The sequence below is a fragment of the Nocardia sp. CA-290969 genome, assembly GCF_050936135.1.
Taxonomy (GTDB): domain Bacteria; phylum Actinomycetota; class Actinomycetes; order Mycobacteriales; family Mycobacteriaceae; genus Nocardia.
Genome location: NZ_JBNJNJ010000001.1, coordinates 4,368,858 through 4,390,243, shown reverse-complemented (window position 1 = coordinate 4,390,243; position 21,386 = coordinate 4,368,858). Strand labels below are relative to the sequence as shown.

At 65.6% G+C, this 21,386-nt stretch carries 19 protein-coding genes and 1 tRNA gene; 13 read left to right on the top strand and 7 right to left on the bottom strand.

Features of this window, described 5'->3' with window-relative positions; all coding sequences use genetic code 11:
• Positions 1–98: 98 nt before the first annotated feature.
• Entirely contained in the window at positions 99–992 is an 894-nt protein-coding gene (locus ACQEVO_RS19925; RefSeq protein ID WP_432915375.1) for a LysR family transcriptional regulator, read from the bottom strand.
• Between the two features lie 105 nt (positions 993–1,097).
• Between ACQEVO_RS19925 and ACQEVO_RS19920 the strand changes: the two genes are divergently transcribed.
• A complete protein-coding gene (locus ACQEVO_RS19920) occupies positions 1,098–2,621 on the top strand; it encodes a malate:quinone oxidoreductase (protein WP_432915373.1) in 1,524 nt (507 codons plus the stop codon).
• Complete coding sequence (locus tag ACQEVO_RS19915) at positions 2,618–3,121, top strand: HAD domain-containing protein (RefSeq protein WP_432915371.1); 504 nt, start codon at positions 2,618–2,620, stop codon at positions 3,119–3,121. The genes ACQEVO_RS19920 and ACQEVO_RS19915 overlap by 4 nt, the downstream gene beginning before the upstream one ends.
• 86 nt (positions 3,122–3,207) lie before the next feature.
• Here ACQEVO_RS19915 and ACQEVO_RS19910 read toward each other — a convergent pair whose 3' ends face one another.
• The gene (locus ACQEVO_RS19910; protein ID WP_432915369.1) at positions 3,208–3,525 is read right to left on the bottom strand and encodes a hypothetical protein; all 318 of its coding nucleotides are present in this window, start codon (positions 3,523–3,525) and stop codon (positions 3,208–3,210) included.
• Positions 3,526–4,252: 727 nt separating this feature from the next.
• Here ACQEVO_RS19910 and ACQEVO_RS19905 point away from each other — a divergent pair.
• Together ACQEVO_RS19905 and ACQEVO_RS19900 are read left to right on the top strand one after the other, a co-directional pair.
• Positions 4,253–5,314 (top strand): hypothetical protein, encoded by a 1,062-nt coding sequence (locus ACQEVO_RS19905; RefSeq protein ID WP_432915367.1) that lies wholly within the window; start codon positions 4,253–4,255, stop codon positions 5,312–5,314.
• Complete coding sequence (locus ACQEVO_RS19900; RefSeq protein ID WP_432915365.1) at positions 5,311–5,868, top strand: GNAT family N-acetyltransferase; 558 nt, start codon at positions 5,311–5,313, stop codon at positions 5,866–5,868. Before ACQEVO_RS19905 ends, ACQEVO_RS19900 begins: the two co-directional genes overlap by 4 nt.
• Positions 5,869–6,109: 241 nt before the next feature.
• Here the strand turns inward: ACQEVO_RS19900 and ACQEVO_RS19895 are convergent, their stop codons facing one another.
• Positions 6,110–9,370, bottom strand: a complete 3,261-nt coding sequence (locus ACQEVO_RS19895) for an arabinosyltransferase domain-containing protein (RefSeq protein WP_432915363.1) — start codon at positions 9,368–9,370, stop codon at positions 6,110–6,112.
• A 119-nt stretch (positions 9,371–9,489) separates the two neighbouring features.
• Here ACQEVO_RS19895 and ACQEVO_RS19890 point away from each other — a divergent pair, with 119 nt between their 5' ends.
• Positions 9,490–10,071: a TetR/AcrR family transcriptional regulator gene (locus tag ACQEVO_RS19890; RefSeq protein ID WP_432915361.1), complete on the top strand. Its 582-nt coding sequence runs from the start codon at positions 9,490–9,492 to the stop codon at positions 10,069–10,071.
• 319 nt (positions 10,072–10,390) lie between these two features.
• Positions 10,391–10,900 carry an O-acetyl-ADP-ribose deacetylase gene (locus ACQEVO_RS19885; protein WP_432915359.1) on the top strand — a complete coding sequence of 170 codons (510 nt, stop codon included), beginning with the start codon at positions 10,391–10,393 and terminating at the stop codon, positions 10,898–10,900.
• A 145-nt stretch (positions 10,901–11,045) separates the two neighbouring features.
• Here the strand turns inward: ACQEVO_RS19885 and ACQEVO_RS19880 are convergent, their stop codons facing one another.
• Positions 11,046–11,606: a histidine phosphatase family protein gene (locus tag ACQEVO_RS19880; protein ID WP_432915357.1), complete on the bottom strand. Its 561-nt coding sequence runs from the start codon at positions 11,604–11,606 to the stop codon at positions 11,046–11,048.
• A gap of 58 nt (positions 11,607–11,664) precedes the next feature.
• Here ACQEVO_RS19880 and ACQEVO_RS19875 point away from each other — a divergent pair, with 58 nt between their 5' ends.
• A complete protein-coding gene (locus ACQEVO_RS19875; RefSeq protein WP_432915355.1) occupies positions 11,665–12,462 on the top strand; it encodes a 2-phosphosulfolactate phosphatase in 798 nt (265 codons plus the stop codon).
• Between the two features lie 49 nt (positions 12,463–12,511).
• Here the strand turns inward: ACQEVO_RS19875 and ACQEVO_RS19870 are convergent, their stop codons facing one another.
• From ACQEVO_RS19870 to ACQEVO_RS19860, 3 genes are all read right to left on the bottom strand, one after another.
• Positions 12,512–13,651, bottom strand: coding sequence for a serine hydrolase domain-containing protein (locus ACQEVO_RS19870; protein WP_432915353.1), 1,140 nt, complete (start codon positions 13,649–13,651; stop codon positions 12,512–12,514).
• Positions 13,648–14,244, bottom strand: a complete 597-nt coding sequence (locus ACQEVO_RS19865) for a QsdR family transcriptional regulator (RefSeq protein WP_432915351.1) — start codon at positions 14,242–14,244, stop codon at positions 13,648–13,650. Before ACQEVO_RS19865 ends, ACQEVO_RS19870 begins: the two co-directional genes overlap by 4 nt.
• 451 nt (positions 14,245–14,695) lie before the next feature.
• Positions 14,696–14,782: transfer RNA gene (locus tag ACQEVO_RS19860), tRNA-Leu, on the bottom strand.
• Positions 14,783–15,000: 218 nt separating this feature from the next.
• Between ACQEVO_RS19860 and ACQEVO_RS19855 the strand changes: the two genes are divergently transcribed.
• The 6 genes from ACQEVO_RS19855 (at position 15,001) to ACQEVO_RS19830 (ending at position 21,361) form a co-directional block, all read left to right on the top strand.
• A complete protein-coding gene (locus tag ACQEVO_RS19855) occupies positions 15,001–15,597 on the top strand; it encodes an ANTAR domain-containing response regulator (protein ID WP_280397370.1) in 597 nt (198 codons plus the stop codon).
• Positions 15,598–15,814: 217 nt separating this feature from the next.
• A complete protein-coding gene (locus ACQEVO_RS19850; RefSeq protein ID WP_432922847.1) occupies positions 15,815–17,053 on the top strand; it encodes a branched-chain amino acid ABC transporter substrate-binding protein in 1,239 nt (412 codons plus the stop codon).
• 93 nt (positions 17,054–17,146) lie between these two features.
• Complete coding sequence (locus ACQEVO_RS19845) at positions 17,147–18,208, top strand: branched-chain amino acid ABC transporter permease (protein WP_432915348.1); 1,062 nt, start codon at positions 17,147–17,149, stop codon at positions 18,206–18,208.
• Complete coding sequence (locus ACQEVO_RS19840; RefSeq protein WP_432915346.1) at positions 18,205–19,620, top strand: branched-chain amino acid ABC transporter permease; 1,416 nt, start codon at positions 18,205–18,207, stop codon at positions 19,618–19,620. The genes ACQEVO_RS19845 and ACQEVO_RS19840 overlap by 4 nt, the downstream gene beginning before the upstream one ends.
• The gene (locus ACQEVO_RS19835; RefSeq protein ID WP_432915344.1) at positions 19,617–20,612 is read left to right on the top strand and encodes an ABC transporter ATP-binding protein; all 996 of its coding nucleotides are present in this window, start codon (positions 19,617–19,619) and stop codon (positions 20,610–20,612) included. Before ACQEVO_RS19840 ends, ACQEVO_RS19835 begins: the two co-directional genes overlap by 4 nt.
• Positions 20,612–21,361 carry an ABC transporter ATP-binding protein gene (locus ACQEVO_RS19830; RefSeq protein ID WP_432915342.1) on the top strand — a complete coding sequence of 250 codons (750 nt, stop codon included), beginning with the start codon at positions 20,612–20,614 and terminating at the stop codon, positions 21,359–21,361. Before ACQEVO_RS19835 ends, ACQEVO_RS19830 begins: the two co-directional genes overlap by 1 nt.
• Positions 21,362–21,386 lie beyond the last annotated feature (25 nt).

Here is a 21,386-nt window from a genome sequence, read left to right as displayed (position 1 = left end):
CCGTCCTCTCGTCCGCGCCGGAGCGCGGTCTGACCGTGGCATCTCCGTCAAATGTGAGCAGCCACCGCCGCATGACCGCCCGATGCCGCCGGTAATAATCAGGTCGGTTCGGTCCATCGTTCGATGACGAACGACGACAGTCGTCGCGTGGCCGGGGCTTCGACGGCAGCGCCCCATGAAAGCGCGATGGGCCGTTCATACGCCGCGCCACTGAGTGGGACTTCGACGGCGCCCTGCGGGGTGTGCTCGTCGTGGGGCAGCAGGCCGATGCCGAGTCCTCGGCAGATCAGTTCCCGGATGGTTGCGAACTCGGTGACCTCCATGCTGATTCGCGGAGTGAACCCGGCCGTATTGCACCAGCTCTCGGTCAGTATGCGCAGGTTGTAGGTGACGGGGTTGGCGATGAAGGTCTCCCCGGCGAGTTCTTCGATAGCTATGGCGCTTCGGCTGGCGAGCGCACAGGTTTCGGGAAGAACCGCGAAAATTCGCTGCGTGCCGATCAGCCGGTGAGGTAGTCGATCCGGAGCCGGAATGGTGATCGCCAGATCCAGGCGGCCGGCCACCAGGTCGGAAGCGAGCTCGGCACCGTGCGCTTGCTTGAGGACGACCCGAATGCCTTGATGGCGGCGGCGAAACTCGGCGAGCAGGTCGGGTACTGGACCAGAGCCCATGGTCAGCGGGAATCCGAACCGCACGATACCCCGCTCGGGGTCGGCATCACTCGCAATCGCCTCGATGGTCGAATCGACCTGTCTGAGCGGCCCGCGCAGCTGACGAGCGAGTTCTGCGGCAGCCGGCGTCAGTCGCACCAGACGGCCGTCTTGAATCAGTAGCGGGATGCCGAGTGACTTCTCCAACGCGCGAATTCGGCGGCTCATCGACGATTGGGGAATGCCGAGAGCCTCAGCGGCTCGCGTCATGTGACCGTCGTGCTCGGCGAGCGTGTCGAGCGCGGCCAACTGCGGAGCGAAGTGTTCGGACCACTGATCCATCTGCGGATTGTATCTATCGAATCATTCATTGGACGGAATGAATCTGTCGGTGGAGGCTGGATCTGCGAGTTCATATCGGTGAGTCCGCGCAGTCCAGGAGGCGTAATGAAAACCAGCAGCCGCATCCAGCACATCGAGGTCGACGTCGTACTCATCGGGGGCGGCATCATGTCGGCGACCTTGGGATCGATGCTCGCGGTACTCGAACCAGACCTGCGGGTTGTCCTCTTGGAGAAGGCCGACGCACTTGCCACCGAAAGCAGTGGCCCGTGGAACAACGCAGGTACCGGGCACAGCGGCTTCTGCGAGTTGAATTACATGCCGGATCCGGCCAACGCCGACAAGCCCGAGTCGATCGCGCGACAGTTCCTGCTGACTCGCGAGTGGTGGTCATACCTTGCCGACAAGAAGCTGCTGGACCCGGCCACCTTCATTCACCACACCCCGCACATGGACATTGTGTTCGGTCAGCGTGACATCGCCTACCTGCGCGAACGCTTCACGACCATGTCGGCGACCACAACCTTCGAGGGAATGGAGTTCACCGAGGACCCGGCGGTCATCGAGCAGTGGGCGCCACTCCTGATGCAGGGCCGCATCTCGGACGAGCCCGTCGCCGCTACCCGAATCGAGGACGGCACCGACGTGGATTTCGGCGCATTGACCCGTGGGCTGGCAAAGATCATCGAGTCCGAAGGCGGCAGCGTCATGCTCGGTCACGATGTCCGCGCGATCGATCGTGACCCCGTGGGGCGCTGGGTTGTGAGTGGGCGGGCTCCCTCCGGCAAGTTCGAGGTCAGCGCCGGACGAGTCTTCGTGGGCGCGGGCGGCCACGCCCTGCGGCTCCTGCAAACAGCGCGGCTCCCCGAGGTGCGCGGCTACGCAGTTCTTCCCGTGGGTGCAGCGTTCTTTCGATGCTCAGTCCCCGGCGTTGTCGCTCAGCACAATGTGAAGGCCTACAGCCAAGCCCGCGTCGGGGCACCGCCCATGTCGGTGCCACACATGGACAAGCGGATTGTCGACGGCAACGAATACCTGATGTTCGGCCCGTTCGCCACCTTCAGTACCAAGCTCCTGAAACACGGACGCCTCAGCGATGTCTTCACCACACTCCGCTGGAACAACCTCCACGTCATCGTCGCCGCGATGCTCCAGAATGTCGCGCTGATCGTTTATCTGATCGGCGAACTACTCGCGCGACCTCGGGCCAAGTTCTCGCAACTGCAACACTTCTATCCCGAAGCAAAGCGATCCGACTGGGAATTCGTCCCGGCTGGTCAGCGAGCACAACTGGTCACGCCACACCGGCGGCGGATCGGCGTACTCCAACAAGGTACAGAACTTGTAGTCGGCGGCACCCGCACAATCGGCGGACTTTTGGGCGCATCCCCAGGAGCATCCACCGCCGTGCCGATCATGCTCGACCTGCTCGATCAGTGGTTTCCTGGACACATGAGCGGCACCTGGCGCGCGACCTTGGCCAACGCGGTCCCGAGCAACAACTCACGCACCGTGGATGCGGCCGAGTATCGAGCCGCACTGGAGCGGACCGCAGAATCTCTCGGACTGACGCCAGGAGCCTCGAGATCGCTCGACCTACCCGGGACCGCTGGTCCCACCCGTCTATGAGGGTCTTTGCGGGCCCCCAACTCCCGCTGCTGTTCCTCGATGTCGATGGGCCCCTTCTTCCGTTCGGTGCGGGCTCTCGACACGAACCGCCGGACGCGGTGGGGGACTCGCACCTGCGGCGGCTCGATCCCGAACTGGGTCGACACCTGGCTGCGCTGCCATATGAGATGGTCTGGGCCACCACCTGGGAAGACGATGCGAACACCGAAATCGCGCCCCGAATCGGGCTGCCCCGGCTACCGGTCGTCCACTGGCCCGATCCGTCCCCCGAACACGAGCATGAGGACCGATGGTTCGGCCTGTGCTGGAAAACCCGGACCCTGGTGGACTGGGCGGCCGGCCGGCCGTTCGCATGGATCGACGACGAGATCACCGACTCCGATCGCAACTGGGTCCGCGCACACCATCCCGGCCGCGCGTTCCTGCGGCACGTCGAGCCCGACCATGGCCTTGGCGAAAGTGACTTCACAGCCCTCGGCCAGTGGCTACGAGAAACCTGAATCACTCGTGGTCCACAACAATCGAGAGATCGCCCGATCCGTGCTCGGCTGCGGCAGCCGGGTGCGGCTCTCGGCGTGCCGATGCTTCATGACCGCAGCCAGGTGCCGTCGGACGTGACGATATCGGCGAGCCCTGCCACCGCTCGCCACAGTTCCTCGGCCCGGATTTCGGCGGCGGTGAGGTGCTGGATGATCACTACGTCGGCGTCGTGTTCGAGGATGTGCTGGACGGTGACCAGTGCGGCCGGCTTCGGCGCCGAGGGCGCGTAGACCGTGAACACCACCTCCAGGCGGTGGCGGGTGATGAGTTCGTCCAGTCCGGGCGCATCGGTTTCGTATTTTCCGATGATGATCGCCCTTCGTTTCCCGGCCGATCCGGTGGACCCCGTGTGGTCAATCGGCATGCCGCGCCTCGCTCGTCCGTGCGGCACGCCAGCGGGCGATCACACCGTCTATCTCGGCTTGTACGGTGGGCTGTGCGGTCGGTGTCCCGAGCGCGCGCAACCCTTCGAGACACCGTTCGATCGTTGACCGGTCGCAGCATTCGCTCTCAGCCCGCGGTCGAATCGTCACGGTGAGTTCCTGGTTGGTCGTACGCTTCGGCAGGGATTGCCCGGACCGGGTTCTCGCACTGTGCTCGCTGTGCATCGTTCTCCTGGTGGATTCCGTTGAGGAGCACCCGGCGCCGGGGTATTGCGGCTCGGTGAGGTGCGGTACCGGTTGTCCGTTCATTCCCCTGCCCACCCGGCGCCGGGGCCGGTTCTCAGCGTTGCCCACGTCGGGTTGCTCGAGGAGCCTCGAAAAGTCCACGGAGGGAATATGCTTCGGACAACCAGCAGGTCGGTTACGTTCTGAGGGGGTGGGATGACTGTCAGCAGATGGACGGGCACGGAAGTCCGGGCGCTCCGCCTGGCCGCGCTCCGCGAAACGCAGGAGGAATTCGCCGAGCGCGCCGGGTATGTGCTCCCGACGATCAAGAAATGGCATCGGGCAACATGGGACAAGCCGGTGCGGGGGCGTTCGGCGGAAGCGCTGGACACGATGTTGCGTGAGCTGAATTCCGAACAACGCGCCCGGTTCGACACCGAGATAGCGGCTGTAGCTGACCTGGTTCCTCGCGGCGGTGAGGTAGTGGGCCAGCCGAGCAACCTCGGGCTGGATGCGCGGGAAGTAGATACAGACGTGAGGCGTCGTGAATTCGGGCAGTTTGCGGCCGCGGCCGGCGCCGCCGCGATAACAGGGTGGAAGTTCGGTGAGCACATCGGTATGGCTGATGTGCGGCGCCTGCTGGACGGCGTGAATCGGTTGGAGGCGCAGGATCAGGTTTCCGGCAGTGGCGCGCTGGTCGGGCTTGCGGTGAAGCAGTTGGCCCGTGCGAAGCGCACGCTCGATACCGGCTCCTACGACGGGTCGACCGGCGCGGCGTTCGCTTCCGCGACCGGGCATCTCGCGGTGCAGGCCGGGTGGTTGGCCTACGACTCGTGGATGCATCCGCTGGCGCGGCGCTGTTTCACCGACGCGCTGGCATTGGCGACCGAAGCAGGCGATGAGGATCTGATTGCCTGCGTCTGCTTGTACTCGGCGAATCAATCGATTGCCGTGTCCCGTTCGGGCGAGGGCAGCCCACACCATGCGCTGAAGCTGATCGACCGGGCCCGGACGTTGGTGCGGGGACAGCCGCCCGGGCGTATCCATGCGTTGATCGCCGCGCGCGAGGCACAGGCCCGCAGCCTGCTCGGTGACCGGGAGGGGTTCGGCAGGGCGATAGCGACCGCGTGGAGGGAGGTCGAGTACGCGCAGGAACTCGAGCCGGTGGACCGATGCCCGCAGTGGTTGCGGTTTGTCACGTTCTCGGAGATACGTGGACATGAGGCACGTGGCTGGCGGGACGTCGGGGATAGTGTGCGCGCCCTGGAATGCTTCGACACCGCGATACGAGAAGAAGCCGGAAGTCGAAACACCGCACACACGCAGGCGTGGGCCGCCGCCACACACGCCCAATTCGGCGACATCCGGACCGCGATCGAGTTGGGCACGCCGGTGTTGGATCAGCTCGAAGCGATCGCCAGTCCACGCACCTTGCGGGTGCTGAAAAGGATACGGTCCGTTACGGACTCGACGGCCGGGGAGGAGTTCCGATACCGGTTCGACGCGTTGGCCGCGAGCATGCAGCAGAAAGCGAGCACAACATGACTTTCGAGCACTTCACCGCCGCTCAAGCCCGCGACCTCCGCCGCACCGTAGAGGACATCTACCGCAGGTCGTATACGGATGCCATAGCCTCCGGGGACCCGTTCGATTCACCGGCCGAGTTCATGCGCCGGTTCGACGCCTACACCGACCCCGCTAGGGACCGGACTTTCGAACTGGTGGTGGCATACGTCGATGGTGTCCCGGCCGGGCAGTCGTGGGGGTGGCCGTTGCCGCCGGGCGCGGCGTGGTGGAACGGCCTTCGACTCGATGACGGCGACCACGAGGAGTTCACCGCCGAAACCGGCGACCGGACATTCGCTCTATCGGAGATCATGGTGTGCGCCGAACACACCGGCCGCGGCCTCGCCCGCGCACTCCACGACGAGCTGTTGCGCGGCCGGTCCGAGCAGCGCGCGACCTTACTGGTGGAGCCGGACAACGAGCGCGCCTACGCCCGGTATCGGAAATGGGGCTGGTACCGGGTCGGTTGGCTGCGCCCGAGCTGGGAGGATGCCCCCCGGTTCGACGTGCTGATGCACGACTTACCGCTCTGACCTGGCCGATTCGTCCGGACCGACCGTCAGTGCCAACGGGTGAGGCATGTCCCTCGCCGATCTGTGCCTGAGCTACGACTCCGCAGAGCGGGACGACCAGTTCAGCTGCTTCGGCGGACTGCGGGAGTTCGCCCCAGGTGTCGTGGGGCTCGGCTGGGTTGCTTGCGTGGGTTCGGTGCTTATCGGCAGTGGCCGGGCCGAGGACGGGATAGGCATGGCCTTCTGGGGTGGGTGCGCGCTCCTATCGGATCGCGAAGTTCAGTGGCCCAGGATTCCAGAGCGCGGATCGGCGCACAGTGGTTGTGACCGGCAGTGCCGGGGTGGCTGTCGGATCGTAGGGAACGAGTCGGTGAATTTCACCCCAGTTGCGTTTCCAGTCGTCGCGCAGGTAGGAGGGTATGACTTCGGAGCGGGTCAGTAGTTCGGTGTATCCGAGAGGGCCGCCTGAGGTATGGCTCTGCCAGTTCGTGGTCATGATGGTGGCCGAGAATTCCGGGGTGATGCGGTACTCGGGTGTTTCGGCGACGCCGTATCGGTGTCGCATAGGTTGCTGACACGGGAACTGCAGGCCTACGAGCCAATCCATCAGTACCGGACGGGTGTGTCCCACGAGCGAGTCGAGTGACTGTAGTCGCGGTACGCGCGGTGGCGTGACGGCGATCCACTGGGTGGGGTCCGCACTGTCGACCGACGCGACGATGCGAACGGCATCGGCCTGGGCCGGTAATTGCTCCAGCGGGATCCGGAGGTTTCGCCAGGACGGCTGGAGCACGCTCACATCGTCGGGCACAACCTGTCCCAGCGGTTGCACACCGCTATCCCTTGCGACTCCGTATTCGACGAAAAGGTTTTGTCCGGCCACCGGAAGGCCATCGAGGTCGGTCGAGGCGACCCGGCCCGCCGCGGCGATTGCGATGATCTCACCGCGCCTGCCGTCGGCCGCCGGATCGGGTAGGTCGTACCACCCGGAGATCAGTTTCTTACTCGGTTCGGGGCTCCCATAGCTGCCGAGCATCGGGGTCGTCGCGGGGTCCAGTCCGAACGGTAGCGGGACGGTGCTGCCGTTGATACCTGTCCGGGCGACGCCACCGGGCCCGATACCGGCGGCCGGATCCTTATCGGTTGTCGTGCCGGTACTGCCCAGCGATTGACCGACCGACGCGGCAGCTGTCTCCGACGCGTCGGGAACGAGATCGTCGAAATTGATTCCGTTGGGGGTGAACCCATCGGTGGTTCCGGCGCCGAGTGCGGTGGCGGGATCACCGGAAAGAGCTCTCAGGACTCCGTGGTTGGGGTCCGGTTCCACCAGTACGTCGTTCGCCAACGCGCAAGGATTGCCGGCGAGTGTGGACAAGTTCGCTTTCGCGATCGAGTACGCCGGGTACTGGTCGGCGGCCGCTTTGGCGAAGGAAGCCACCTGGAATGTCACCACAAGAGCTATCGCGAGCGTGAGCGCCGGTATTCGTCTGCGGGCCGGTCTCTCCGCGCGCCGGAACGGTTCACGGACATGGAACCAACCTGCGGCTACGACGGTGAGCAAAGACAATCCGAGCAGAACTGTGCCGACCGGAACACCGGCGACCGAGATCGGTTTGTCCCACCACGGGATTCCGTAGCTGCCCACATACCACCAGCTGTTCGAGCTGGCGAACGATAGCGCCAGTACTGCGAGTACCGCCGCGGCGAACAGCGTCCGGTTCCGCCTCGATCGCAGCACACGCGGGCCGGCCGCGACCGCGGCAACCACCGCTACCGCGCCCGCCAGTCCGGCGAAGACACCGAGGTGGTGGGTGAATTTCGTCGGAGAGAACATCATCAGCGGAATCGCGGCGATCGTTGTGCCCACGATCCGCCGGGTCGGCCCCGCCGCCAGCCCCGGAATGCGGCCGCCGTATCGGAGCAACGCCAGTACCGACACAGCCAGAGCCAAGAACATTGTCAACATGGCGAATCGGCGCGCCAGCGAGCCGTCGGGCATCGCCTGGAAAAGATTTTGGTAGACAAGGTATTCGTCGTACCAGGGCATATTCGGGCCGACCACCTGGTGGGCGTCGAGCATCGCGCCGACGGACGCGATCGGCTGTCCGGCGAAAACGATGGTCAGTACAGCCAAGCCGGTCGCCAGCGCCGGCGCGATCAAGGCCGCATAGCCGAAAACACGTGCACGGTGAAAAATGATTCGTGCCAGCGGCCGCGCCCCCGCGAGCAGAGCCGCGAAACAGATCAGTCCACAAGGATTGGTGACCACAGCCAGCGCCGCCGGTATCAAAGCCAGCGCAGCCGGTGTCAACCGTCGAGTCGCCAGCGCGCGCTCCATCGACACCCAGGTCAGCAATACCCCGACGGCCACCGCGGGCTCGGGGCGCAGCCCGTTGTTGTACGGCAACCAGAACGCCAGGAACAGCAGGCCGCCTGCCCATATCGCAGCCCGCTCGGTCCGTGCCGCGATACCGAGGCGTGGCACGACCTCACGGCTGATGAGCAGCCAGCAGACGATCGCGATGATCAGTTCCGGTAGCCGGACCACGATGCTCGCGGTCGAGATCTGGGCCAGCCATCCGAACAGGTAGTCGTAGGGGATGCCGATCGGTGTTTCGGGAACTCCGAAATAGGCGAAGTAGTTCGCCAGATACCCCGCGTGCTCGGCGGTCCGGGCCATGCCGAGGATATAGCCGTCGTCAGCGGTGCCGGCGCCGATGAAGTACCAGAGCAGCAGGATCCCCAGGATCACGCCGTCGATCGGTCGCGGCCGCCACCAGCGGCGCGGCAGCACGCGCCGGTTTCGGCGGCTGTCGGAGTTGTCGAGCCGGTGCAAGGCCCATAATGCGAGTGCGGTGGTGAGCAGGGCGGCGACGAGCACGCCCTGCTTCAGGGCAGTCGGCGAGGTCGTAAATCGGGAATCGATCACCGCCTCGGCGCGAACACCGACCGTTCCCGGATCGGCGAGATCGGTGAAGAATCCAACCATCTGCGGGCGGTGATCGCCGTGCACGATCACCGGTTCGCCGACGCCGGTGTCCACGCTGGTGCGGGTGCTGTCGGAGGTGACTACCGCCCGACAGTCCGCAGGCAGCTCGGCGACCGGACTGTCGAGCAGCGTGCGGTCGCGCAGCACGATCTGTATTCGCCCGCCGTCCTGGGCCGGTGTGACCACAGCGTTCAGGCCGTAATGCCATGCTTGCCCGGACTGCGGCGGGACCGTCGACAGTAGATTTCCGCCACTCTCGCCGAGGTTCGAGGCGGCGGCACACGGCAGGTCGATGGTCACACTGGTCGGCGAGTAGGACACCAGCGGCGCTGTGACACTGTTCGACCGGCCGGCTTGCGGCCACGACAACGATGCTTGGTCCTGACTCACCGGCAGAAACGGCACCAGCACGGCCAGTACTGCACCGAGAAGACCGGCCAGGACCGCGATCCGACGCCACAATCGATACGGCTCGGTGACCGGAGCTGCCGGCGCGGAAACGGGGACACGCTCTTCGGCGCGAGTCAGAGTCATGATCGGAGGCCGGTGATTTCCCGCCGGAACCCCACAGCGCTCTTCCCGCAGCATTGCGAGCCGCAATCGTGTCTGCTCACCCGGACAGGTCTAATTGAAACACTTGTTACAGTCAAGCGGTGTCACGGCGAACGGATCCGACAAAACGCGAGACGATGCTCGAGCAGGCCTGCGAGATACTGTCCCGCAGCGGCGTCGTCGACACGTCCCTGCGCTCACTGGCTGCGCAAATGGACACCAGCGCCAGGATGCTGATCTACTACTTCGGCTCCAAGGAGAAACTGATCCTCGAAGTCATCGACCACGAACAGCGCCGCGCCGCCCCGGACCCCGGAGTCTCCACATCGGTTGCCGACCTGCGCGCCTACATCCTGGCCGACTGGGATTCGATAACCCGCGGGGAAAAACACGTCAGCGTAAGGATCCTGGAACAGGTCTTCGGGGCCGCCTGCGCGCAGGACAGTCCCTACGCCGACTACACCGCACAAACGCTGAGCCGGCTGATCGGCAACTTCGAAACACGGCTCGTGGCCATCGGCATGCCCGCCGATATCGCCGCCACCCGCGCGGTTGTCGGACTCACCGCGCTCCAGGGATACCTGATGCGGTACTTCACCGCCCCGGACCCGGCGGTGGTCGATCGGGAATTTCTCCGGTTCGTCGACGACGTCATTCTCGCCCCTTTCCGAGTGAGGACCTGACGAACGTCGCGCTGTGACGGAGTTCTTTGACGTATGCGCACGTACAAGTACCGCTCCAAGCGAGACGCGCCGAACTTTTGGACAGATTTCCAGCAGCCGGCAGTCCGTGCCAATGAACTGCATGGACAGCGACAACAGGTGGGCTGATTCTCAACCACCACTGAGTGGGAAGGCGGTGCAGGCTCTCGATTGGCCTCCGCTATAAGCCGATCTACCGACGATCAGCGATGTACCTCCAGGACTTACAGTTTCTGGGTCGGGGATAGGTACGTCGCATATCCGATGGCGTCGCGATCGGTCGTACCAGCACAATGGGCCGATGACGCGAATGGAGGCAGTGCGCGGGGACATCACCGAACAGCAGGTCGACGCGGTGGTCAACGCCGCGAATTCCTCGTTGCTCGGTGGCGGTGGCGTCGACGGCGCCATTCACCGCAAGGGCGGGCCCGAGATCTTGTCGGAGTGCCGGGATCTGCGTGCCGCGCACCTCGGCAAGGGGTTGCCGACCGGGCAGGCGGTGGCGACTACTGCGGGCCGACTGCCCGCGCGCTGGGTGATCCACACCGTGGGCCCGGTATGGTCGGCCACCGAGGACCGCTCGGCGTTGCTCGCCTCCTGCTACAGCGAATCCCTGCGCGTGGCAGCCGAACTGGGCGCCGAGACCGTGGCCTTCCCGGCAATCTCCACTGGCATCTTCGGCTGGCCGATGGACGACGGTGCCCGAATCGCCGTCGAGACGGTGCGTGCCGCCGAAACGGCCGTCGAGTACGTGCGGTTTGTGCTGTTCGACGAGCAAGCACTCGCGGCCTTTGCCGCAGCACTGGAATAGCTCGGATGTCGCGCTGACCTACCAGCCGGGGTACCGGCATGTGTGGCACGAGGATTCAGTCGTTCGGCAAATTGCGCCGGGCCTTTATCTACGAATGTCCCGACGGGACGATTTCCGTTCGTGCAGGCCGCCGCGGTAGAGATATTCAAAGGCCGGGCCCGGCAGCGTGGACGCCGTGAACATCGAAGTCGAGCCGGTAGACCGCAGGCATCGGCATCGCGCGATGGAAATCCCAGTTGATCCCGGAGCAGCCGAGGCCGAGCAGCGCGCGAGATATGAATGTGCCGTGGCTACCGACGAGAGCTCGACCAGCAGAGTCGGCGAGGGCGGTCAGGGTGCCGACCGCCCGCTCGGTGAGTTCGTTCAGGCTCTCCGCGCCGGGACGAGCCCACTGTGGCCGAGCCCAGCTCTCCGCGTAGTGGCGCTCGTAGTCGGGAGCCGGTTCGATTCCTGAATCCCACTCTCGTAGCCGCTCGTCGGTTTGGATCGGTAAGCCGAGCAGCCCGGCAACCGGTTCGAGTGTCTGCCTGGCGCGCAGGTAGGGGCTCGACACGATCGCGCTGGGCCCGAGGCCGGCGAGGCAATCGGCGAGTCCGGTTGCCTGCGTCATACCCAGTTCGGTCAACGGACGCCGGTAGTCGCCGGGTCCGGCCGGTGTGGGTGGCACGGATCGGGCGTGGCGGACCAGGACGATCGAGGACCTCACGCACATAGTTTCCAGTACTCGGCAGGCCCTACGGCTTTTCAGCCATATGGTGAGGACCGTGGATTGGGCTGTGCAGTCGGGCGCGGGAATACGGGTCGAGTGGGGTCAGGCGGGCGCCCGCGCGCTGGGCCCGCACAGCGCGGCGCTGGTGGTCGTCGATGTGCTGTCGTTCACCACCGCGGTATCGGTGGCCGTCGACGCCGGAACCGCGGTGCTTCCCTACCCGTGGCGGGATGACAGTGCGGAGGAGTTCGCGGTACGACACGACGCTGCTCTGGCGGTCGGACGGCGTGCGATATCCCCGCAGCGACCCTGGTCGCTGTCGCCTGCCGCGCTGAGGAACGCGCCCGCACCGCCCCGGTTGGTCTTGCCGTCACCGAATGGGTCGGCCATCGCGGCTGCTGTCTCCGGGGTGCCGGTGGTCGCCGCGTGCCTGCGCAACGCCACCGCTGTGGCCGCGTGGATGACTCGGCAGGGCTGGGGTACCGCCGACCGGCCGATCGCGATCGTTCCCGCCGGTGAAAAGTGGCCCGGCCAGGACACTGTGCGGCCGGCCATCGAAGACTGGATCGGCGCCGGGGCGGTCGTCTCCGGTCTCGCCGCGACAGGAGCGGGGCCGCTCTCCGCGGAAGCCTCGGCGGCCGGGACACTGTACGAGGGGATCATCGACGTGCCGGGACTGATCTCCGAGTGCACATCAGCGCGTGAGCTCGCCGGCATGGGCTTCGGCGATGATGTCGCGGTTGCCACGGAAATGGACGCCACCACCGCGGTCCCGGTGCTTGTCGAGGGCATGTTCGTCGATGACGGTGCCGACGCCCGCGTCGGCGATGCCGAATCCACACGTCCTTGCTGATGAAGGTTGGTGACGGTGGGGTAGACCACGCTCGGCGTGGAACGAGTGACTAGGCCTTCACCAGGCGATACACCGCGCGGAGATACGCTTCGCTCCGTGGCGAACCGATGATGCCCGGGCCCATCTTGTTCATTGCATACGTGACCGTCATGCGGCGGTCGAGGTCCATGACGACCATTGACCCGCCCCAGCCGCCCCAGAAACAGATTCGTTCGTCCGGGATATACGGGAAGCTGACAGGGTGCGGAAGTCCATAGCCGATGCCGAAGCGCAGGGGGAGTCCCAGCACGAGATCGTTCCCGTTGGACTGCTCCTCGAAAATCGAGTCGATCGTGCCCGGCGTCAACAATGTGACGTCGTCGACTGTCCCGCCCCGGGGAATGACCGACATGATGCGAGCAAGCGATCGGGCGTTCCCGTGTCCGTTGTAGGCACCGAGATCGGCGCGCCGCCACGACGAGGTGTTTGCGGCGGCCGCATCGAGTTGCGGGGTGCCCAGCGCAAGGCGTGTCCGGTTGTTTTTGGGGAGCACGGTCAGATCGAACGGAAGCGGAGGTGGCGGAACGACCTCGGCAATACGCCGCCAATCCGATTCTCGAGCACCGATCTGGAAGTCGGCGTCCAGCGGGTCCGCGATCTCATCGGCGACGAACTCGGCGAGGGTCTTCCCGGAAACCCTGCGAACAACCTCGCCGAGCAACTGGCCGAAGTTCTGCGCATGGTATCCGGACGCGGTTCCCGGTTCCCACCACGGAGCTTGGCCGGCCAGCCGGGAGCTCGCCAGTTCCCAGTCGTAGAGCTCGTCCATACCGAACGGTGGCTCCCATCCGGCGACACCGGAGGTATGTGAAAGAAGATGGCGGAGCTCGATGCGCTCCTTTCCGTTGGCTGCGAACGCGGGCCAGTACTCCGCGACCGGTTCGCGCACATCGAGCAGGCCACGGTCGACCAGCATCAGCACGGCCAGGCTCGTGACCGTCTTCGTCGAGGACCAGACGTTTGTGATGGTGTCGATCTCCCATGGCCGAGATCGCTCGCTGTCGCAGAATCCGCCCCAGAGATCGACCGCGAGTTCGCCGTCGATGTCGACGACAATCGACGCCCCCAGCTCCTCACCGGAGACTATGTTGCTCTCGAACTCGGTTCGTAGCTCGTCGAATTCGGGGCGACAGTGCCCGTAAACGGTCATGAGGAAATCCCTTTCGGTACATAGGTGGCATCGCCGAGCAGCGCCGCGACCGCGATGGCCGCCTTTGCTGCGTCGGGGGTTTCTCCGGTGACGATGTCCGCGTAGACGAACGATTCGCAGATACGTGTGATGAGGTACGCGAGATCGTGCGCCGACATGGGATGGATCAGATTCCCCCGGTCGATTTCTTGCTGCACGAGACGCTCTGTGGCACCGACCGTTTCGCGTTGAACCGGGCTGGCCTGGGTTGTGAGCAGGCGCAACGCGCGTTCGGGCTCGCGGCGAAGGAACGTGCGGAAGTACGGGGCGTCGATGAGCGCCTGAGCGAACGTGCCGGTCGCGTCGGCGATCCGGGCGGCGCCGGTGCGTGTTGTCGCCGCTATTGCATTGCGATAGGTCGGTTCGGCCAGCGACCACAAGACGGTCGCGAGCAGTTCGTCGCGTTTACCGACCCAGCGGAACAGGGTCGACCGGTCGACGCCCAGTTCGGCGGCAAGCTTCTGCATGTCCAATCGGTTGCCCGCCAGGAAGTTGCGCCGTGCGGAATCGATCGCCAGATCGGACCCGGACCCACTGTGACGGGGAACACTCATGAATGCAACATACTCGCAAATGATGCAATGAATCAAGCATCTGTTGCACGACCGGCCCGGGCCTGATGGGGACTGTTCGCGTGCAGTTCTGCCCAGTTCTCACCGAACACCCCGTGGCCTGCATCGACTCCCGCGTCCACGGCGAGGGTTCGAGCCTGCGAGGGCAGCAGGAAGCCGGTCGACGGCCGGGAAGAGGCAGGCAAGTTCGAGGTCGGGGCAGGTCATGCGTCGCGAGCACAGCCGATCGACCGGGTGAAGTGCCGGCAGATTCGCACGCGACTGCGAGAGGTGGGCCGGGTACGGCACTCGTCGCACCCACACTTCTCGGTTAGCGAGGATTCGGGAATCTCGGCTCGGTGGGTGTGGGCGTAGAGCGCGGTCGGCACACCGGCGCGCGGACTGCCGCGGACTTTGCGGGAGATGGCCGGGAATCGGAAACACCGTCCGACCTTGGTGCCGAGTGTGGGACTCGAACCCACACGTCCTTCCGGACAACGGTTTTTGAGACCGTCGCGTCTGCCAGTTCCGCCAACTCGGCGCACCGGGTGCAAATGATAGCCCGCCGCGGCCGGATCGCCGAATTCCGGGTCGGGTGTGGTGGGGGAGGGGCGTTACGCAGGGTATATGCATCGGCCTTCGGAGGTGAACGGTAGTCTCTAGAGCACCGATCGCGTGGCGGCGGATCGACGGCCGAGGATCGGCTGGGTCCGTCGTCTGCCGTATCGGGATGAGGCATCGGAACCAGAGGGGTCGTGTATGAGCACTAGTGCGGACGCCGGGGCGAAACGCGTGGTCGTCGCCGAGGACGAGGCGTTGATCCGGATGGATCTGGTGGAGATGCTGACCGAGGAGGGCTACCGCGTCGTCGGGGAGGCCGGGGACGGGCAGCAGGCCGTCGATCTGGCGGTGGAGCACCGGCCCGATCTGGTGATCATGGATGTGAAGATGCCGCGCCGCGACGGGATCGACGCGGCCGCCGAGATCGCGTCGAAACGCGTTGCGCCCGTGGTGATCCTGACCGCGTTCAGTCAGCGGGACCTGGTGGAGCGGGCGCGGGACGCCGGGGCGATGGCCTATTTGGTGAAGCCGTTCACCAAATCGGATCTGGTGCCCGCGATCGAGCTGGCGGCGAGCCGGTTCCACGAGATCACCGCGCTGGAGAGCGAGGTCGCCAACCTCGCGGAGCGGCTGGAGACCCGCAAGCTGGTGGAGCGGGCCAAAGGTGTGCTCATGCAGACGCAGGGGCTGAGCGAGCCGCAGGCGTTCAAATGGATCCAGCGCACCGCGATGGACCGCCGTACCACGATGAAAGCGGTCGCGGAGGTTGTGCTGGAGAATCTCGCGCCGCAGTGAAACGGTCCGTTCGCCGGCGGCGCAATATCCGCGGATAAGATCGTTTTACCGGCCCGAAACAAAACTCGGGCAAGAATTCGCGACGAGATCATCGCGATGATCCGAATGTCACGCGCGATCAACATACCGGAGTTATGTTTCTCCCGAGCCGACGTGATCGGCTCCCCCGGACCCCGGGGTGTGATGAGGAACATAGGGGATCATCGTGCTTGGTTCGATGTGGCGCAGCGGGCCGTCGAGGTACCGCCGCACGGCGCACGGTCTGGTGGGGATCGGTGCCGTCGCGGCGCTCGTGCTCACCGGGTGCAGCGATAAATCGGCGGGTACCTCCGATTCCCCGGGTGGCGCCGGGGAGTTGTCCATTCAACCGTTGATGCAGATCGACTCGGCGGGTAAGGAAGTTGCCGCCACCGACGCCGCGGCTGCCGTGGACCCGGCCGGTGACGGTTCGGCGACCTGCCCGCAGGGTCTGAAGATCGCCATGGCCGGCGCGCTGACCGGCCCGGATGCCGCGCTGGGCATCAATATCATCAACGGCGTGAAACTGGCTCTCGACCAGCACAACAAGGCCAACCCGGGGTGCAAGGTCGAGGTGAAGCCCTTCGATACCGAGGGTGATCCGCAGAAGGCCAGCCAGGTGATTCCGCAGATCGTCAACGATCCCACGGTGATCGGCCTGGTCGGCCCGGCGTTCTCCGGGGAGACCAAGGCCACCGGGCAGATCCTCAGCGATGCCGGGCTGGTGGCGGTGTCGGCCTCGGCGACCAATGCCACGCTCACCCAGAACGGCTGGAAGACCTTCTTCCGCGGGCTGGCCAACGACGATGTGCAGGGTCCGTCGGTGGCCAAGTACCTCACCGATACCGCCGGGTACAAGAAGGTGTGCGTGGTACAGGACAACACCGATTACGGTGTCGGCCTGGCCGCCAGTATCACCCAGGGACTCGGCGCCGCGGCCGATCCGGCGTGCGCGGCCTCGATCAAGAAGGGCGACAAGGACTTCTCCGCCACCGTCACCAAGATCGCGGGCGCGAACCCGGACGCGATCTTCTATTCCGGTTACTACGCCGAGGGCGCCCCGCTGGCGCAGCAGCTGAAATCGGGCGGCGTGGACGCGGTGTTCGTCTCCGCCGACGGCACCAACGATCCGCAGTTCGTCTCCCAGGCCGGCGGTTCGGCCCAGGGTGCGAAGCTGTCCTGCCCGTGTGGCCCGGCCCCCGACGAGTTCGCGGCGGCGTATCAGGAACTCAACGGGCAGGCGCCCGGCGTGTATTCGGTCGAGGGCTACGACCTGGCGACCATCCTGGTCAAGGGCATCGACTCCGGTAAGGTCACCCGGCCCGACCTGCTCGAATTCGTCCGCGGCTACGACGGCCCCGGATTGGCCCGCCAATACAAGTGGGACGCCGACGGCGAGTTGTCCAACGCGCTGATCTGGATGTACGAGGTCAAATAGCGGTCGCACGAGCGGCACGCACGCCGTGGGAAACCCGGCGGGCGTGCCGCTCGCGTATCCGCAGGGGTCCGGCCCCGGGACGATGAGGGTTCGATGACAGCAATCTGGCCTGCCGGTGCGGTGCTGCCGGCAGCGGGTCCGGTCAATTACCTGGCCGATAGTTCGATCGATTTCAACTACGAAGGCGTGATCGACCAGTTCTGGCGGCTGACCGTGGACGGTCTGTCCTACGGGGCGATCTACGCCCTGGTCGCCGTCGGCTACACGCTGGTCTACGGCGTGCTGCGGCTGATCAACTTCGCCCACTCCGAGGTGTTCATGCTCGGCATGTTCGGCCAGTACGTGGGGTTGATGCTGCTGGGTTTCTCACCCAGCGGCGATGTGTACAGCCAGGGTGTGATCCTGACGGTCACCTATCTGGCGCTGGCCATGGTGTTCGGAATGGCGGTCTCCGGCGCGACCGCGGTGGGGCTGGAACGGGTGGCCTACCGGCCGCTGCGCCGGCGCGGCGCCAAACCGCTGGTCTTCCTGATCACGGCCATCGGAATGTCTTTCGTACTGCAGGAATTCGTGCATTTCGTGCTGCCGAAGCTGTGGCCGGATCTGGGCGGAACCAATGCCCAGCAGCCGATCATCCTGGTGGCGCCCACGGTGCAGTTCAGTATCGGCGGCGCCGAGGTCACCAATGTGACACTGGTGATCGTGGCGGCCGCGATCGTGCTGGCGGGGCTGGCCGAATTGCTGATCAACCGCACCAAATTCGGGCGCGGTATCCGTGCGGTGGCCCAGGATCCCGATACCGCGACGCTGATGGGTGTCTCGCGGGAACGCGTCATCATGCTGACCTTCCTCATCGGCGGTCTGCTCGCGGGTGCCGCGGCCATGCTGTACGCGCTGAAGATCCCCAACGGGATCATCTACTCCGGCGGGTTCGTCCTCGGTATCAAGGCGTTCGCCGCCGCCGTGCTCGGCGGAATCGGCAACCTGCGCGGGGCGCTGCTGGGTGGCCTGCTGCTCGGGCTGGTCGAGAACTACGGGCAGATGCTGCTGGGTACCGAATGGCGCGATGTGGTGGCGTTCGTGGTGCTGGTGGCGGTGCTGTTCTTCCGGCCGACCGGCATCCTCGGCGAAAGTCTCGGGAAGGCCCGCGTATGAGTGTCACGACGAAATCCCCGCCGCAACAGCCGCCCGCCGCCCCGGGGCAGGGCCTCGGCGATACCTTGCGGAGCTGGTGGAACGGGCTGAGCCGGCCCGGGCAGTGGGCGGTCGGGGTCCCCGTGATCGCCGTGCTGGCGTTGCTGCCGCTGTTCCCGCCGCCGCTACTGGATACGCCCGGTACGAGTTTCGGCGGCGTCATGGCCCAGTTCGCCATGTACGCGCTCATCGCCATCGGGCTGAACGTGGTGGTGGGGCAGGCCGGTCTGCTCGACCTCGGCTATGTCGGTTTCTACGCCGTCGGCGCCTATACGGTCGGTCTCCTGACCAGCCCGAACAGCCCGTGGAATCAGACCGACGGCGGATGGCTGGACTCGGACTGGGCCTGGCTGGCCTGTGTCCCGCTGGCGATCATGGTGACGGCGGTCTCGGGGCTGATCCTGGGCTCGCCGACGCTGCGCCTGCGGGGCGACTATCTGGCGATCGTGACCCTCGGCTTCGGCGAGATCGTGCGATTGCTCGCCGACAATCTGGGTGAGCTCACCAACGGCAGCCTGGGGCTCTCCGGTATCGCCTACCCGCGAGTGGGGGAGTCGGAGACCAGTCCCGGCGGGGTCTTCTCCTCCGGGAATGTCGGTTCCGACAGTGGGAGCCTGTTGGACCGCGCCAACTCGGGTACCTGGTGGTACTGGGTGGGCATTCTCGCCGTGGTCGCGGTGCTGCTGCTGGTCGGGAATCTGGAGCGCAGCCGGGTCGGCCGGGCGTGGGTGGCGATCCGGGAGGATGAGGACGCCGCCGAGATCATGGGCGTGCCGACGTTCAAATTCAAATTGTGGGCGTTCATGATCGGCGCCGGGATCGGCGGGTTGTCCGGTGCCCTGTTCGCCGGCCAGGTCCAGTTCATCAACCCGACCGGCTTCAACATCATCAACTCCATGCTGTTCCTGTGCGCGGTGGTGATCGGCGGCCAGGGCAACAAGCTCGGCGTCATCGTGGGGGCGTTCCTGGTGGTGTATCTGCCGAACCGGCTGATGTCGGTGCAGCTGGTGACCGACGAAGCCACCGGATATGTGCAGCTGGCAGTGGTGGCGGTGGTGCTCGTGGCACTGATCGCCGGTTGGCGGCTGTGGGCGCGCCGGCAGAGCGCGATCTGGATCCGCTGGGCGTATCTGATCGGGACGATCGTGGTGGCGATCTACGCGGTGCTGCTGCTGAGCAGCATCCTGCTGTTCTATCCCGGCGGAGCCCAGTCCCTGGGTGATTTGAAGTACTTGTATTTCGGTATTGCGCTGGTGGTGATGATGATCCTGCGACCGCAAGGGTTGTTCCCGGTGCGGCAGAAACTGCTGGCCTACGGGCTGCGTATCACCCGGGCGGTCCGGCCGTCCGCGGCTGCGGAGGTGACCCGATGACCGGGCCGCACGCCGGTGACGCGCTGTTCGACAACAGCGATATGAACACCGAATACGCCACCGAGAAACTGCCCGTGGTGGAGCAACCCGCCGGCCCGGTCGACGTGACCGCCGTGGATCCGGCCCTCGGCGATGCCGCCGTGGTCGCCGAAACCGTTGCCCCGCACCGGGATATCCGCACCGCGATGGGGGAGTCGCTACTGCGCACCGAAGACCTCACCGTGAAATTCGGCGGGCTCACGGCCCTGGACGCGGTGAGTTTCGAGATTCGGCGTGGCGAGATTCTTGGCCTCATCGGACCCAACGGTGCGGGCAAAACCACCTGTTTCAACGCCATCACCGGGGTCTACCGGCCGAGCGGGGGCACGGTCTACTTCGACGGTAAACCGCTGGGCAAGATCAAACGCAATGCCATCACCCGGCTGGGTATCGCCCGGACCTTCCAGAACGTCCGGCTGTTCGGCGAGATGACGGCCCTGGAGAACGTGGTGGTGGGCACCGACGCCCGGCACCGGACCTCGATACCGGGCGCGATCCTGCGCACCGCACGGCATCGTCGCGAAGAACGCGACGCTGTCGAACGCGGGATGGCGCTGCTGGAATTCGTCGGCATCGCCCCGCGCGCGGTGGAGAAGGCTCGCAACCTGTCCTACGGCGATCAGCGCCGGTTGGAGATCGCCCGGGCACTGGCCACCGAACCGAAACTGCTGTGCCTGGACGAACCGGCCGCCGGTTTCAACCCCAGCGAGAAATCCGCGCTGATGGATCTCATCCGCAAGATCCGCGACGACGGTTTCACCGTGCTGCTGATCGAGCACGATATGCGCCTGGTGATGGGTGTGACCGACCGTATCGTCGTGCTCGAATTCGGACGCAAGATCGCCGACGGCCTGCCCGCCGATATCCGGCAGGATCCGGCGGTGATCGCGGCCTACCTCGGTGTGCCCGACGACGAACTCCAGGATCCGCGCAATCCACCGGAAGGACAGTGATGACGGAATCCGGTTCCGGGCCCGCGCCGGACGCCCTGCTCGCGGTCGACGATATCGTCGTCAACTACGGCAGAATTCAAGCGCTGCACGGTATTTCGCTAGAGGTGGCAGAGGGTGAACTGGTCACCCTGCTCGGCGCCAACGGTGCGGGTAAGACCACCACCATGCGCGCCCTGTCCGGGCTGCTGCCGCTGACCCGCGGCCGGATCCTGTTCGAGGGTCGCGATATCACCCGGATGAAGGCCCACGACCGAGTAGCCGCCGGGCTGATCCAGGCGCCGGAGGGTCGCGGGGTGTTCCCCGGTATGACGGTGCAGGAGAACCTCGATATGGGCTGCTATGCGCGGCCCTACCGGCGCAAACCGGACTACAACACCGCGCTGGAGCAGGTATTCGACCTGTTCCCGCGGCTACGCGAGCGGCGCAAACAGGTCGGCGGCACGCTCTCGGGCGGGGAACAGCAGATGCTGGCGATCGGCCGCTCACTCATGGCACGGCCGCGGCTGCTGCTGCTCGACGAACCGTCCATGGGGCTGGCGCCGATGGTGATCCAGCAGATCTTCCGGATCATCTCCGAGATCAACCGGACCGGTACCACGGTGCTGCTGGTGGAACAGAACGCCCAGCAGGCGCTGGCCCGCAGCCATCGCGGCTACATCATGGAAACCGGTGAGGTGGTCAAGACCGGTCCCGGGCCGCAACTGCTCGACGATCCGGCGGTACAGGCGGCCTACCTCGGCGTGGGATAGGGCGTGCCGTAGTCCGTGGACACGG